This window comes from Thermococcus sp. MV11, assembly GCF_012027285.1.
GTDB classification, from domain to species: Archaea; Methanobacteriota_B; Thermococci; order Thermococcales; family Thermococcaceae; genus Thermococcus; species Thermococcus cleftensis.
In genome coordinates, this window is the sequence record NZ_SNUD01000002.1 from 92,506 (window position 1) to 107,037 (window position 14,532).

The 14,532-nt window shown below is 56.5% G+C and carries 14 protein-coding genes; 9 read left to right on the forward strand and 5 right to left on the reverse strand.

Translation table 11 applies throughout. The annotated features are described in order from the left end of the window. Positions 1 to 123 precede the first annotated feature (123 nt). From E3E27_RS05850 to E3E27_RS05875, 6 genes are read left to right on the forward strand one after another with little or no spacing between them, the layout of a single operon-like run. Complete coding sequence (locus E3E27_RS05850) at positions 124 to 1,128, forward strand: 4Fe-4S dicluster domain-containing protein (protein WP_167774050.1); 1,005 nt, start codon at positions 124 to 126, stop codon at positions 1,126 to 1,128. After that, entirely contained in the window at positions 1,125 to 2,000 is an 876-nt protein-coding gene (gene shyC, locus E3E27_RS05855; RefSeq protein ID WP_167773840.1) for an NAD(P)-dependent hydrogenase/sulfhydrogenase 2 subunit gamma, read from the forward strand. The genes E3E27_RS05850 and shyC overlap by 4 nt, the downstream gene beginning before the upstream one ends. Continuing rightward, complete coding sequence (gene shyD, locus E3E27_RS05860) at positions 1,997 to 2,737, forward strand: NAD(P)-dependent hydrogenase/sulfhydrogenase 2 subunit delta (RefSeq protein WP_167773841.1); 741 nt, start codon at positions 1,997 to 1,999, stop codon at positions 2,735 to 2,737. Before shyC ends, shyD begins: the two co-directional genes overlap by 4 nt. Next, positions 2,734 to 3,981, forward strand: a complete 1,248-nt coding sequence (shyA, locus tag E3E27_RS05865) for an NAD(P)-dependent hydrogenase/sulfhydrogenase 2 subunit alpha (RefSeq protein ID WP_167773842.1) — start codon at positions 2,734 to 2,736, stop codon at positions 3,979 to 3,981. The genes shyD and shyA overlap by 4 nt, the downstream gene beginning before the upstream one ends. Positions 3,982 to 4,029: 48 nt before the next feature. Then, a complete protein-coding gene (gene pbp11 / locus E3E27_RS05870) occupies positions 4,030 to 4,335 on the forward strand; it encodes a tRNA-binding protein Pbp11 (RefSeq protein WP_014788487.1) in 306 nt (101 codons plus the stop codon). A 9-nt stretch (positions 4,336 to 4,344) separates the two neighbouring features. Further along, positions 4,345 to 5,190: a TatD family hydrolase gene (locus E3E27_RS05875; RefSeq protein WP_167773843.1), complete on the forward strand. Its 846-nt coding sequence runs from the start codon at positions 4,345 to 4,347 to the stop codon at positions 5,188 to 5,190. 28 nt (positions 5,191 to 5,218) lie between these two features. Here the strand turns inward: E3E27_RS05875 and E3E27_RS05880 are convergent, their stop codons facing one another. The 3 genes from E3E27_RS05880 to rtcA are packed head-to-tail and all read right to left on the reverse strand — an operon-like array spanning position 5,219 to position 7,053. Next, on the reverse strand, positions 5,219 to 5,710 hold the full coding sequence (locus tag E3E27_RS05880) for a DUF3368 domain-containing protein (RefSeq protein WP_206204816.1): 492 nt from the start codon (positions 5,708 to 5,710) through the stop codon (positions 5,219 to 5,221). Then, the gene (locus tag E3E27_RS05885; RefSeq protein WP_167773844.1) at positions 5,707 to 5,958 is read right to left on the reverse strand and encodes a UPF0175 family protein; all 252 of its coding nucleotides are present in this window, start codon (positions 5,956 to 5,958) and stop codon (positions 5,707 to 5,709) included. The genes E3E27_RS05880 and E3E27_RS05885 overlap by 4 nt, the downstream gene beginning before the upstream one ends. Positions 5,959 to 6,018: 60 nt before the next feature. Then, positions 6,019 to 7,053, reverse strand: coding sequence for an RNA 3'-terminal phosphate cyclase (rtcA, locus tag E3E27_RS05890; protein ID WP_167773845.1), 1,035 nt, complete (start codon positions 7,051 to 7,053; stop codon positions 6,019 to 6,021). A gap of 89 nt (positions 7,054 to 7,142) precedes the next feature. Here rtcA and E3E27_RS05895 point away from each other — a divergent pair, with 89 nt between their 5' ends. Next, entirely contained in the window at positions 7,143 to 7,730 is a 588-nt protein-coding gene (locus tag E3E27_RS05895; RefSeq protein WP_167773846.1) for a hypothetical protein, read from the forward strand. On the opposite strand, the gene E3E27_RS05900 is transcribed toward E3E27_RS05895, so the two are convergent. Beyond that, a complete protein-coding gene (locus E3E27_RS05900; protein WP_167773847.1) occupies positions 7,711 to 8,595 on the reverse strand; it encodes a hypothetical protein in 885 nt (294 codons plus the stop codon). The genes E3E27_RS05895 and E3E27_RS05900 overlap by 20 nt on opposite strands. 40 nt (positions 8,596 to 8,635) lie before the next feature. After that, positions 8,636 to 9,148, reverse strand: coding sequence for a metallophosphoesterase (locus E3E27_RS05905; protein ID WP_167774052.1), 513 nt, complete (start codon positions 9,146 to 9,148; stop codon positions 8,636 to 8,638). A 175-nt stretch (positions 9,149 to 9,323) separates the two neighbouring features. Between E3E27_RS05905 and E3E27_RS05910 the strand changes: the two genes are divergently transcribed. Together E3E27_RS05910 and E3E27_RS05915 are read left to right on the forward strand one after the other, a co-directional pair. Next, entirely contained in the window at positions 9,324 to 9,818 is a 495-nt protein-coding gene (locus tag E3E27_RS05910; RefSeq protein ID WP_014788493.1) for a hypothetical protein, read from the forward strand. After that, positions 9,818 to 14,473, forward strand: coding sequence for an LAGLIDADG family homing endonuclease (locus tag E3E27_RS05915; protein WP_167773848.1), 4,656 nt, complete (start codon positions 9,818 to 9,820; stop codon positions 14,471 to 14,473). The genes E3E27_RS05910 and E3E27_RS05915 overlap by 1 nt, the downstream gene beginning before the upstream one ends. Positions 14,474 to 14,532 lie beyond the last annotated feature (59 nt).

The following is a 14,532-nucleotide window of genomic DNA, read 5'->3' on the forward strand; positions in this document are numbered from 1 at the left end:
GTTTATAAGCGTGCACTAAAGTACAAGTTTGTAACATCTGGTTGGTAACCATTCGTTTGAAAAATTCTTAAATCAATTCTTTACAAACTTAAAAATGTAATCCCATTTAAGGCGGTGATGCCCTTGAGATATATAAAACTGCCCTCCGAAAACTTTGGGAAGTTCTTCAAGTCCCTTGAGGCCTGGGGCAGTGTGTATGCCCCGGTCAAAAGAGGGGGTATCTATTCTTTCCAGGAAGTGCACGACCCGGCGGAGATAGCGCTGGACTACAACAGAACCATGCTTCCGCCGAAGAAGTTTTTCTTCAGACCCAAAGAGGCTATTCTCAGGCTGAAGAACGGCCACTGGGAAGAAAACCTTGAAGCGGAACCGACGGTTCTCTTCGGGCTCCACTCCTGTGACATTCACGGTCTTAAGATACTCGACAGGGTATACCTCGACGAGCCGGCCGATCCGTACTACAAGAGCAGGCGCGAGAAGACTTTAGTAATAGGAATAAGCTGTATGCCCGATGAGTACTGCTTCTGCAAGAGCCTCGGGACGCACTTCGCAATGGACGGCTTCGACCTGTTCCTGCACGAGCTTCCCGACGGCTGGCTGGTCAGAATCGGGAGCGTCCGCGGCCACGAGATAGTCTGGGAGAACGGTGAGCTGTTCGAGGAGGTGACCGACGAAGACCTCGCCAACTTCAAGGAGTTCGAGGAGAGGCGCGCCAACTCCTTTCAAAAGGAGCTTCCGCAGGAAGGCCTCGCCGACATGCTCGATTTAGCCTACAACAGCCCGGTGTGGAAGAAGTACGCGGACATCTGTCTCGCCTGTGGCAACTGCAACCTCGTCTGTCCGACCTGCCGGTGCTACGAGGTCTGCGACCGCTGGATAGATGCTTACAGCGCGGTGAGGGAGAGACGCTACGACTCCTGCTTCATGGAGAACCACGGACTCGTTGCGGGCAACTACAACTTCAGGCCCACGCGGTTGGACCGCTTCAGGCACCGCTACTACTGCAAGAGCTACTTTGACCCCTCCTCGGGCTACAACTGCGTCGGCTGCGGTCGCTGCGACGAGTTCTGCCCGGCGAAGATAGAACACGTTAAGGTTCTTGAAGAGGTAAGGGGGTCCCCGAAATGAGCGAGAATCCGTATCAAACCTATGACGCAAGGATTCTCGAAGGGAAGGACCTGACACCGCGGGAGAAGCTCTTCACCCTGCGCTTCCTTGACGAAGACCTGAACGAGAGGTTCACATTCAGGCCCGGGCAGTTCGTCATAGTCGATATCCGCGGCTTTGGAGAGTTCCCGATAAGCATCTGCTCTTCACCCACGAGGAGGGGCTACCTCCAGCTCTGCATCAGAAAGGTCGGCAGAATGACCAAGTTCGTCCACAAGATGAAGGAAGGGGACGTAGTAGGAATCCGCGGGCCCTACGGCAACGGCTTCCCGATGGAAAAGATGGAGGGCTCAAACCTGATTCTTGTAGCAGGTGGCCTTGGAATGGCTCCCCTCCGCTCGGTGCTCTGGTACGCCATCGATACCGGCAAATACGAGAACGTCTGGCTCTTTTACGGAACCAAGGCCTACGAGGACATCCTCTTCCGCGACGAGATAATTCACCTTCTGAAGCACGGTTCCGCAATGGGCTGCACGGTCAAGCTGGCCTACGAGGTCGAAAGCCCATCGTGCATCTACCTCGAACAGGGGTTCTCGGACAGGGTCTGCAGAGGCGTCGTTACCGACCTCTTCAGGGGAGAGGAGTTTGACGTTAACAGGGCATACGCCCTCATCTGCGGCCCGCCGGTCATGTACCGCTTTGTCATAAGGGAGCTCCTTGACAGGAAGCTCTCACCGGGCAGGATTTACATGACCCTTGAAAGGCGCATGCGCTGCGGAGTCGGCAAATGCGGCCACTGCGTCGTCGGAACAAGCGTCTCCATGAAGTACATCTGCCAGGACGGCCCGGTCTTCACCTACTGGGACGCTCTCTCCACGAGGGGGTTGATATGATGGACAAGCTCAAGCTGGGGGTTTTCGAGCTTACCGACTGCGGCGGCTGTGCCCTAAACATGCTCTTCCTCTACGAGAGGCTCTTCGACCTCCTTGAGTTCTACGAGATAACCGAGTTCCACATGGCAACCAGTCTGAGCGAGGGGAACCACTACGACGTCGCCCTCGTTACCGGAACGGTCTCGACCCAGCGCGACCTGAACCTGCTCAAGGAGGCGAGGAACCACTCCGATTACCTGATAGCACTCGGAACCTGCGCAACCCACGGCTCGGTTCAGGCCAGCGTTGAACTGCCAATCAGAGAAAAGCTGAAGGCCGTTTACGGAGATGAAGGCAATCCGATGCGTGCCCTCGATTCAAAGCCGGTGGTGGAGTACGTGGCAGTTGATTTCACGCTCCCAGGCTGTCCTTACGACAAGAACGAGGTCTACCAGGTTCTCCTGGACATTGCCAAGGGCATCGAGCCCGTTAAAAAAGACTATCCTGTCTGCCTCGAGTGCAAGCTCAATGAATACGAGTGCGTGCTGGTGAAGAAGGGCCTTCCCTGCCTCGGCCCGATAACCTACGGCGGCTGCAACGCCGTCTGCGTGCGCTCGGGCCTCGGCTGTATAGGCTGCCGTGGTCCGCTGCCCGGAGAAGTGAACCCTGCGGGCGAATACGAGGTACTCAGGGAGCTCGGCTACGATGACGAATACATCATAAGGAAGTTCAAGACCTTCGCGAGGTGGGAGCCATGATAATAGAACTCCACGAGTTTACGAGGGTTGAGGGCAACGGCAAGGCGGAGATCGTCATAGAAGACGGTGAGGTAAAGGACGTCAGGCTTAAGATCATCGAGGGGCCGCGCTTTTTTGAGCTTCTAACCCTCGGCAGACACTATTACGACGTGCCCGATCTCGAAGCGAGGATATGTGCCATCTGCTACCTCTCCCACAGCGTTGCCTCGGTTCTAGGCATCGAAAGAGCCTTCGGCGTGGAGGTTCCGGAGGAGATTCAGCTCATCAGGGAGCTCGGACTCATCGGCGAACTGCTGGAAAGCCACGCGCTGCACCTATACCTCCTCGTTGCCCCCGACGTCTTTGGCTACCCCGATGCGATACGGATGGCAACCAAACACGGAGAGCTTGTAAAGGAAGGCCTGGCCCTCAAGTCCTTCGGGAACAGGATAAGGGTCATGGTGGGCGGCCGGGAGATACACGGTATAAACGTCAAGCCAGGCGGCTTCGGCAGGTGGCCCCTCCCCGAGGAGCTGGAAGCGGTAGAAAGAGAAGCGGATGGATTGCTGACAATAGCCAGGCGCTCGGTTCGACTCTTCTCAGAGATAGGGCCCTACGGCGGAAAGGCAGAGCTCTTTGTGGCGACCGACGGTTACCTCACGGGGGAATCCCTTATCTCAAACATCGAGAAGAACTTCCACTACACCGAGCGGATAGAGGAGCGCCCACTCGTTTACAGCTTTGCGAAGCAGAGCCTCTACAACGGAAGGCCCTTCCTCGTGGGATCGCTCGCAAGGCTCCTCCTGAAGGAGGATTCCCTAACGCCCCTTGCCAGGCGGCTCTTCGAGGAGCACAGGGAAAAACTGGAGACCTGCTACGTCAGCTACAACAACCTCGCCCAGGCGATAGAGCTGGTTTACTCCCTCGAACGGGCGAAAGAGATAGCGAAGACCCTCCTCGATGGGGGCATCGAAGGGGAGAACGTCCCTGTTGAAGCCAGGGAGGGCGAGGGGATAGGCTACGTGGAGGCGCCCAGAGGCGTGCTCATTCACCACTACAGGATAGACGGAAACGGAAGCATAGCCTACTCCAACATAATAACCCCAACCGCGCTGAACCACGCGATGATGGAGCGCGCGCTCCTCTGGGAGGCGAGGGAGCTTTACGGCGAGGTTCCAGAGGGAGAGATGCTCGGGAGGCTTGAGGAGACGGTAAGGGCCTTTGACCCCTGCATCTCCTGCTCGGTGCATTTCGCGAAGCTCTGAGCGGCAAAGCTTTTATCCTCCCGCCCCTCTTTTTTCTGGGGGAGCCTGATGGGGATACTCGACAGGTTCAGAAAGAAGGGTGAGGTTGAGGTCGTATCCCGCGAGCCGGTGGGAAAGTTCATCGTCGCCGGCGTCACCTACGTCCTCGGAAAGCAGGTCCTCGCGGGGATAGTGAAGGAGGGACTCATATACCCGGGCTACAAGCTAAAGGGCAAAAACGTGGCGCTCATAAGGGAGATATACATCCAGAACAGGAAGATAGACTTCGCCGTCGGGGGCGACGAGGTGGCCCTGCTCCTCGAGGGGCACATGGAGGTCAAGACGGGGGAGGTCCTCAACGTCTACCGCTCGTGAGGTGGTTGTATGATAATCCTCGACGACCACTTTCATGTTGACCCATTCAAGGGCCTCTTCCTTGAGGCGGTGAAGCAGTTCCACAGGGCCGGAGGAACCCACCTGGTGGTTGTCTACAAGACGGCCCACGACTACGGCTTCCAAGGTCTAAGGGCCGAGGACTTCATCAAGGCGATGGATTTCCATATCGAGCTCGTCGAGAAAATCAACCGAGAAACGCCGGTTAAAGCCTATGCCGTCGTCGGCGTTCACCCCGCGGAGTTCGTCTACCTGGCCGAGCAGAAGGGCCTAAACTATGCCAAAAACGAGGTCATGAAGGCCCTCGAATACGTCCAGAGACTTTGCCTGGAAGGGAAGGCCATAGCCATAGGTGAGATAGGTAGGCCCCACTACGAGGTAAGCGAGGAAATCTGGGAGGCAAGCATAGAGCTGATGAAGTACGGGATGAGCCTTGCCAAGGAAGCCAACTGCGCGGTCCAGCTCCACACGGAGAGCTTCAACGAGGAGAAGTTCATGGAGCTCGGCGAGTACGTGAGGGAGGTCGGGATAAAGCCGTACAAGGTGGTAAAGCACTTCTCGCCGCCGCTGGTGAAGGTCGCCGAGGAGGTCGGAGTCTTCCCGAGCATCATCGCGAGCAGGAGGAACATTGAAGAGGCGATAAAGCAGGGCAACAGGTTCATGATGGAGACCGACTACATAGACGACAAGAGCCGTCCCGGGGCTGTTCTCGGGCCGAAGACCGTGCCGAAGAGAACGAAGGCCTTCCTCCAGAACGGGCTCTTCACCGAGGAGGACGTCTACAAGATACACGTCGAGAACCCGGAGAAGGTCTACGGGGTGGAGATTGAGGAGTAGGTCATCAAAATTCTGTTTAGCCCCATTTTCAGTGCCAATTCTCTCCATCACTCTCCAGTATCTTTTTGACAACTTCGTCAGAGATCCTGAAGCCATGCTTTTTGAGCGTCTCGATGTAGGGGGCGACTTCAGAAATCAGGCCCCGTCTCTTCGCCAGGAGCAGGATTCCTAGAGTTCCAGTAACCCTCAGGCCAAAGCCCCTCGCAACCTTTCGGGCATCCTTATCGTCCAGGACGACCAGATCGAGTTTCCTCTCGATGGCCAGCGCTATCGTCTCGGCCTCCCCGTAGTCTATCAGCTCCAGAAGGAACTTTACGAGGTGCTGGTTCTCCACGGAGGCTCTCCTGAGGAAATCTGCATTCTCAATCAATATCGCCTCTTCCCGCCCCGCGCCCTCGACAACGGTCTCCCAGTAAACGGCGTCGGTTACGTAAACCTTATCGAAGAGTTTCCCAAGCACATCAAGGAGTCCAAGCTTGGCGAGGAATATCAGCGGTGAGGAGTTCACGGCAACCCTCATGAGAGTTCCTCCAGAACCTCGAGGTCGCTTTCAAGCTCTTCTTCATCGTAATGTATTCCTCTTCCCTCCTTCTCAAGGAGTTCGATGAACTCCCACTTGCTCACTCCGGCAAGCCTCCTAGCCTGTCCGAAGGACAGTATGCCCCTCTCGTACAAACGGAGCGCAAGCTCGATCTTGACCCTCATCTCTACCTCCTCATCGGGTATCTTAACCATTGAGGGAAGCTCAACCACTATCTTCTTTCCCATTATCCCACCGGCTTAATGTTGGCCTCACGGTATTTAACCGCTTCGCCACGCAGCATAGCACTAAACCTCCGCTCTCCTAACAACCCTTACCACCCCCGGCTCCCCGATTTCACCCTCAACCTCGAATACCTTCCCCAGGAACCGCTCCACGACCCAGACGTTGGTGACAAGGTGGTTGGTAACCTCCGCCACCCCGATTTCCCCGCCGGCGAAGGCTAAGAACGGTATCAGCTGGTCGCCGAGGAACTTATCAGCGGCCTTCCCGGGCGTCAGCTGGGTTATCAGCTCTTCAGCCGCTTCCCTGCCCACCACTTCAGCCGGCTTCCCGCGCTTGCCGAGGGCGTCGCCGCCGAGCCTCAGCTCATCCGTCTCGGCCCAGACGACGATACCGCTCCCCGGCCCGAGCGAGCGCGAGACCTCGGCTTTTATCTCCACAGGGACGCTGTAAAACTCCTCAAGCCGTTCTCTGGCCGCTCTAGCCTGCCTCTCGGCGACGTGAGAAGGAAGGTTGGTGGCGTGGCTTATTCCGGCGAAGCGCTCTATTCTGCTCCACTCGAGGGCCTTCAGGGGTTTCCTCTCCTCCCAGGGCTCGACCCTTCCGGTGACCAGCCCGCCGCCCTTCGGGTAGTGACCTCTCCGCCTGATTTCGAGTTCAACTTTAAGACCCATCTTCTCCAGCGCGAAGAGCGTAACGTTCCTGAGGTAGTCCACCTGCGGGCTCCAGGGGACGTCGGTTCCCCCGGTTACCTCGAAGCTTCCCCCGGTGAAGGCCATCGCCGGAAGCAGGGCCTGGAGGACGAGAGTTACGCTCCCGGCCGTCTTTATCGGAACGCGGACGTGCTTGGCCCTGGCCTTCCCGGGAACGAACTCAAGAACCGTTGAGCCGACCTGAGCGCCCTTAACCCTCGCGTTGCTCAGCTCCTTCAACGCTAAAATCCCGTGGAGGTGCTGTGGCCTCAAGCCGGGATTCGGCCTGTTAGCCCTGATATTGTAAATCCTGACCGGCTTTCCGGTGATTACCGAGAGGGCAACGCTCGTCCTCAGGATCTGTCCCCCGCCCTCGCCGTAGGAGCCGTCTATTTCTACCCAGTTCATTCTCCCACCCATGTGAATCGAACCGCAAAGGGCCTAAAAACCTGACGAAATTCTTTTAGTGTTGCCGAATAACCTTGGGCGGTGATGGCATGGACGAACTTGAGTTCTGCGTGAAGAGCCTCAGCTATCCCCTCGGAATGCTCTTAGAGGGGCTTGAGAGAAGGGAGGGCGAGAAGGTCAAGGTGGGAAGGGGCTTCATGATCCTCCCGAAGGTTCCCTTCGCGGCCCTGTGTTACCTCACCTCCATAGCGCTCTTCGATGCCTTGGACATGGTGGACAGGAAACGGCTGAACGATAACTATGACTCCATCGAGGGCTTCAGGAGAAAGATGCTCGGCTCGAAGCTGGGGGAGCGCCTCAGGCCATACCTCGAGAGCCCGGGGAGATACGTTAGCCCTGGGGAGAGGCTCACCGTGAACTGGCTGGAGTTCAAGAGAAGGTCCGAGAGGGCCGAGCCGTATCTGGAGAAGCTGAGGGAACTGCACGAAAGGGCCAAAAGCAGGGAGGAGTTCCTCAGGGGTTCCAAATTCGTGGAAGAGCTTACGGTGGACGAAGGACTTCTCCTCAGCTATCTCGCAGAGGGAGAACTGAAAGAGCTTGCAAACGCCGCGCTGGGGAAGCACAAGCCGGAGTTCCGAGAAGCTGTTAAGGCTTACTTCAGGGCTTTGAGGGTCTAATCCCGTCGTCCAGCCCCTCGAATTCAGACGGCACAAAGCCGAGATTAACAAAGATCGCGGTTTCAAGAGCTTTCTCCTTTTCCATGCCCCTCTTCCTGAGCTTCTCGAAGATTTGGACTATCATCTCAAGGTTCCTGTAGTTGAACAGCCACTCAGGGTAGTCATCGAGAATCCCCTCATCAACCGGAACCCCTACGAGGTTCTCAAGCTCCCGGGCGAATTCCTGCCTCGACATGGGAGGGATTTTTATCCTGGCCCCAAAGGGGACGGTGTAGTACTTGTCCGGCCACACAGTCTCCACGACCACTTGAAACTCTCCCCGCCCCATCTCCCGCAGAACCTCCCCCGGCGACGGCTCGCGGAGCAGTTTGGCACCTTCAGGAAGGAGGGGTTCGAGGTTTATTCCCCTGAGGTTCACAATGAGGGTGTGAAAGCCGAGCTCGATAGCGGCCCTGATAGTCAGGGCAAGCCCCCTCTTTTTGGCCTTCTCCGCCTCTTCCTTCCGCCTGAGTTTGAGGTAAAGCTCCTCGCTCACAAGGGTGAATTGGTAGACCCTGTCAAGGCCCCCGACGTCCAAGATGCCGTTGGAGAGAAGTTTTAACCCCAATCTCGCGAGGGAGGCGCTCAGTTCGGCCTCGCTTCTGGTGGTTATTGCACCCTTGCCGGAGACGTCTTCCAATCCTCTGCTGACCAGCCGGTAATCGGCAGGAAAGAGCCCCCTGGCACTGAAGAACTCCTCCAGAGCGGCCCTGGCTTTTTCCTCGTCCACGGCGTAGACCTTGATGAACTCAACGCCCCCCGAGTCGTCCACGCCTATGAAGACCACCGCATCGGTTCTTTCCTTTGGAACCAGTATGTCGTCCATATCGACCGCCGTTGAAGCGTTGATTGGAGAGAATAAAACCTCAAAGACTCATCGCCCCGAGCAGCTCCCCGGTGTCGAGGTTGATTATTCTCACTTCCCTCTTCCGCGTGTCGAGCAGGGCCACGCTCTTGACGCCGCTGACGTAGCCGCAGACCTCACCGGGATTGACGAGTATCGTCCTCCCCTCCTCCCTTATTTCGTAGCGGTGGGTGTGGCCGACGACAACGACATCGTACAGCCTGCTCCTGACGAGGGCCCTCACCAGAACCCCGTTGGTACCGTGGGTCACCGCTATCTTCATTCCGTCAGCTTCCAGCTCTATCAGCTCGTCGTATATGCCAAGGACCTCGTAGAGGCCTTTCCTCTCGCCGTCGTTGTTGCCAAAAACTCCCTTGAGCGGTGCCTTCAGCTTCTTCAGCTCCCGCGCAACGAAAGGCGCAACGTAGTCCCCAGCGTGAATGGCAAGCTCGACGTTCTCCCGGTTGAACAGTTCAACCGCCTTCGCGATCGCCTGGAGGTTGTCGTGGGTGTCACTCATTATGCCTATCAACATCACCATTCACCTAAAACGGACTTTCCGTTCAAGTTTATAGGGTTATCGCGTGTTCGAAGGGACACATGAACACATTCGAATGGAAACGGAACTGGCATAGCCAAGTGCAACGGCGCCCCAGGCTGTTCCAACAAGGTTTATTAGCCCTATGGCATAGCGGATTAAAGGTGGTGAGATGTTCACGGGGAGGGCGGTCATAGCTGTCAAGGTGCTAAAGCCCTTCGGCGACTGGAAGACCGGGGATATAGTGCTCGTGGAGGACTGGAAGGCCAAGGAGCTTTGGGAGTCGGGGATAGTTGAGATAGTGGACGAGACGGACAAGGTGATAGGCGAGATAGACAAGGCGATAGCCGAGGAGAGGGGGAGCGAACCCATAACCGCCCTTCCCGCGGGACTGTACGAGAGGGCCGAGTTTTACATGTATTACCTCGAGAACTACGTGAGGCTGAACGCCGGTGAAGGAATAGAAACCATAAACGTCAAGCTCACCAAGCTCGCCAACCTGAAGAAAAAGCTTGAGCATCTCAAAACGATACGGTTCAACAAGATTCTCAAGGCGGTCATGCTCAGGCCCAACAGCCTCGAACTCCTTTCACGCCTTTCACCGGAGGAGAGGAGGGTTTACCTCCAGCTCTCAAAGATAAGAAACGAGTGGCTCGGTGAGGACTGATGGACAGGGAGGAGATGATCGAGCGGTACGCGAGGTTTCTGAGGGAGTACGTGGACGACGACGGAAAGGAGGTCTACCTCAACAAGCTGAAGGATCTGCTAACCGTCACGCCAAAGCGCTCCCTCGCGATAGACTGGACCCACCTCAACTCCTTCGATCCCGAGCTGGCGGGGGAGCTGATTGAGAACCCCGAGGAGAGCATTCTGGCGGCGGAAGATGCGATACAGATAATTCTCCGCGAGCCTCCGTTGCTCGTCGAGAGAGAGTTCAAGGTCCACGCGAGGTTTTACAACCTCCCCCACACGCTACTCGTCAAGGAACTGGGGAGCGAGCACATAAACAGGCTGATTCAGGTCGAGGGCATCATCACGCGCGTTAGCGAGGTCAAGCCCTTCGTCGAGAAAGCGGTATTCGTCTGCAAGGACTGTGGCAACGAAATGGTCAGGCTCCAAAGGCCCTACGACAACCTCGTCAAGCCTGCCAAGTGCGACGCCTGCGGCTCAAGGAACATAGAGCTCGACGTGGAGAAGAGCCGCTTCATCAACTTCCAGAGCTTCCGCCTTCAGGATCGGCCGGAGAGCCTCAAGGGCGGTCAGATGCCGCGCTTCGTTGATGCAATCCTGCTCGATGACATGGTGGACACGGCACTGCCGGGCGACAGGGTTCTAGTTACCGGAATCCTGCGCGTTATCCTGGAGCAGAAAGACAAGAGGCCGATATTCAAGAAGGTTCTCGAAGTCAACCACATCGAGCAGCTCAGCAAGGAGATAGAGGAGCTTGAGATCTCGCCAGAGGACGAGCAGAAGATCCGCGAGCTGGCCAAGAGGAAGGACATCGTCGATGCGATAGTTGACTCAATAGCACCTGCAATATGGGGGCACAGGACTGTGAAGAAAGGCATAGCTTTAGCTCTCTTCGGTGGCGTGCAGAGGACGCTCCCCGATGGAACAAAGCTGAGAGGAGAGAGCCACGTTCTGCTGGTCGGGGATCCGGGAGTCGCCAAATCTCAACTTCTCCGCTACGTGGCCAATTTAGCGCCGAGGGCAATCTACACGAGCGGAAAGAGCAGTTCGGCGGCCGGTTTGACGGCCGCAGCTGTCCGGGACGAGTTCACAGGATCTTGGGTTCTGGAGGCTGGTGTTCTCGTCTTAGCAGATGGTGGCTTCGCCTGCTTGCACCCCGATTCGAGGGTATTGGTAGATGGGAAGTACGTTCGCATCGAAGACCTCTTCGAGCTTGAGAAATCCTACAAGGCGCTCTCCGACGGTCAGGTTGTGGACATTCAGGAGAAGGAGATGGGAGTTACCGCGCTAGATTTGGGAAGCATGAGGACGAAGGCTTCCACGGCCACGATAATCCGCAGGAAGCCCTGGAAAGGCGAGCTACTCAGGCTGAAGTTCCGCTCCGGCAACGAGGTAACCCTAACTCCAGACCACCTCCTGATAGACGGCCAGACCCTTGAGTGGAAGGAGGCAGAGAAGTTCAGGGTTAGAGACAAGGTAGTTGCCCCGCTAAAGCTTCCCTCGGTGAGAAACAGGGTTTACATACTTGACATCTTGCCGTCCACTTGGAAGGTCAAACTGACTCCTGAGGAGAAGAGAGAGCTGAAGGCCGAAGTTCTTAAGAGATTTAAGAGCCTCGCTGAGTTCAACAGGAAGTACAACGTTTCGAGGGATTTCCTCTCCGGAAAGGGCTCTATAAGTGTTGGAAAGTTCAGGGAGATACTTCGTGAGCTGGGAATCTATGATGAATGGCGCGAGAGGCCCCTAACGTATGGTCCGAACTATCGCAGGGAGCGCCTTAAAGTCGCGTACATAACCCCCGAACTCGCTTATTTCCTCGGCTTCCTTTACGGGGACGGGTGGATAAAACGGAACGGCTCGAAGGTTCACGTTCGCATAGTACAGTCAAAGGTACATAACCGGCAGATTGAGAACCTAAGGCGAGCCTTCAAGAGCTTCTACGATGGACAGCTGAGGGAGTACGAAAGGACCACGAGAAGCGAACTGGCGGGCAACGAGATAGAGAGCAACACGATTACGTTCCACGTCAGCTCACCATTGCTCGCGTACCTCTACGAATACATTACCAAAGACAACTTCAGGAATGCATTCTCCTTGGACGACGAGGCCCTGAAGGCCTTTATCGCTGGGGCCTTGGACTCGGACGGCTGTGTGTCAATCAAGAGTAGCAAGAGGGGAAGTGTTGTTCACGTTGAGTTTCTGCTTTCGAACGACCTGGAGATGGACAGGGCCTTTGCACTCCTGCTCCGCAGGTTTGACGTATACGCACGCATTGTCCCTGGAAAGGGTGTGAATAGGATTCAGATAACAGGAAGAGAAGATGTAACAAACCTCCTTAACGCGATTAGGGCGTACAGCGTCAAGATTAAGGAAATACCCGTCAAAAAGCATCTCGTCTCGTCGAAGAGCGATAAAGTTCCCGCCGAACCCGTGAGTAGAATCGCAAGGGACATCATCGAAAGTGTCCCGGCTAAGCTACTACAGGAGCGGGGACTGTGGAGCACCGTTTATTCCTACGCCAAGGGCAGGTACCAGCCCAGCAGGATTCAGCTGAAAAAGCTCGTGGAGAAGCTCGGCGATGTTCTGAGTCCAGAAATCAGGATTAAGCTTGAAGTCCTCGCTACGAGGGATTACTTCCTCGATGAAATCGTCTCCATCGAGCGCATTCCCTACGATGGCTACGTCTACGACCTCTATGTGCCGGGCGAGCACAACTTCCTGGCCGAGGGAATCATAGTCCACAACTGCATTGACGAGTTCGACAAGATGAGCGACCGCGACAGGAGCGCAATACACGAGGCGCTTGAGCAGCAGAGCTACCACCACGACTTCGAGCTTCTCTTGGCCGACGGAAGGAAGGTCAGGATAGGCGAGCTGGTGGATTCGCTCATCGAGGCCAACCGCGATAGGGTGATAATCGGCAGAAGGACCGAGATCCTGCCCGTTGATGACATCTACCTCCTGGCCTACGACCTTGAGAGGAAGGAGATAGTGAAGGTCAAAGCCGACCGCGTGAGCAGGCACAAGGCCCCGAGGAAGTTCATAAGGCTGAGGTTCTCCAACGGAAGAGAGATCACTGTGACGCCAGAGCACCCGATAATGGTGTGGGAGAACGGGGAGATAAAGGAGAAGCCGGCCGCAAAAATTGAAATCCGCGATATCGTCCTCGGCATTTCGAGGTATCCGCTGGAACTGCCCGAGGTGGAGGGGAGACGGTTCAAGGAGCGCAAAACCGCTGAGGACCGTCAGGACTACCTCTACTCCCTGGGTAAGGTCTCGAGGGTAAAGCGCGTCGCCGGAAGGCACGTTGTTGAAATCTCCGAGAGAAGGTTTCCAAAGGAAATAGTGAGCCATCTCAAGAAGGCCGCGAGGGTTCTCGGGGTCGTTCAGCTGCCGGAGGAACGGGCAAAGCTCTCACGGCCTCTGGTCGGGGAGAGAGTTCTCAGGCCGTACCTCAACAGGGTCATGGAGAGGATCGCCCTGCTGGAGAGCCTCGCCGAGAGCGACCCGGCGGAGGCCGTTGAGCTACTGCCCAGGAGCAGGGTTTACGCCCTCACCGGGGTAACCGTTGATCACCTCAAAAAGAGGGCCGTGACGGGCGACAGGTGGGCGGTCTCGACCATAAGGCTCCTCGTAAAGAACCTGCTCGAACAGGCTAAGGGGCATCTGGAAAGGTTCATGGAGTACTGGGACGGCAACGTGAACTTCCTGACGGTCATCAAGGTCAAGGAGGTTCCAAACGACCGCTGGGAATGGGTCTACGACGTAACCGTCGAGCCGTACCACCTCTTCGTCTCCCACGGGCTGGTTCTACACAACACGATAAGCATCTCCAAGGCCGGAATAACGGCCACCCTGAACTCCAGGACCACCGTCATCGCCGCCGCGAACCCCAAGTACGGCCGCTTCAACCGCCACAAGAGCCTCCCCGAGCAGCTCGACCTTCCACCCACACTGTTGAGCCGTTTCGACCTCATCTTCCTCCTCCTGGACGAGCCGGACGAGAAGGTCGACGCGAGCATAGCGGAGCACATACTCAAGGTCCGCAGGGGAGAGGCCGAGGTCGTGACGCCGAAGATACCCTACGACCTGCTCAAGAAGTACATCGCCTACGCGAGGAAGAACGTCCACCCCGTGCTGAGCAGGGAAGCTATGGACGAGATAAAGCGCTACTACGTCAGAATGAGGAAGGGCTTCAAGCGCTCCGGCGAGGAGGAGGGAGTCCAGCCGATTCCCGTTACCGCGAGGCAACTGGAGGCTCTGATAAGGCTCAGCGAGGCCCACGCAAGAATGAGGCTGAGCGAGACGGTAACGCGGGAAGATGCCAGGGCGGCGATTCAGATAATCGAGGAGATGATAAGGAAGATAGCGACCGACGAGGAGGGAACGCTTGACATCTCGATACTCGAGGTCGGAAAGAGCTCCCGGAAGATAAACAAGATAGACAGACTCATCGACATAATAAAGAACCTCGAGTCGGAGGGCGAGTTCGGAGCGCCGGAGGACAAGGTGATCGAAGCGGCGAAGCAGGCGGGCATAGGCTCTGAGAACGAGGTGAAGAAACTCCTGAGCGACCTCAAGCGCGATGCCAGAATTTACGAGCCGAGGGCGGGCTTCTACAAGGTCCTCTAACCGGCCCGCCGTTTCCAAAAGGTTATAAACGCCCCGTGATAGTTAAGATGGAGGTGAGA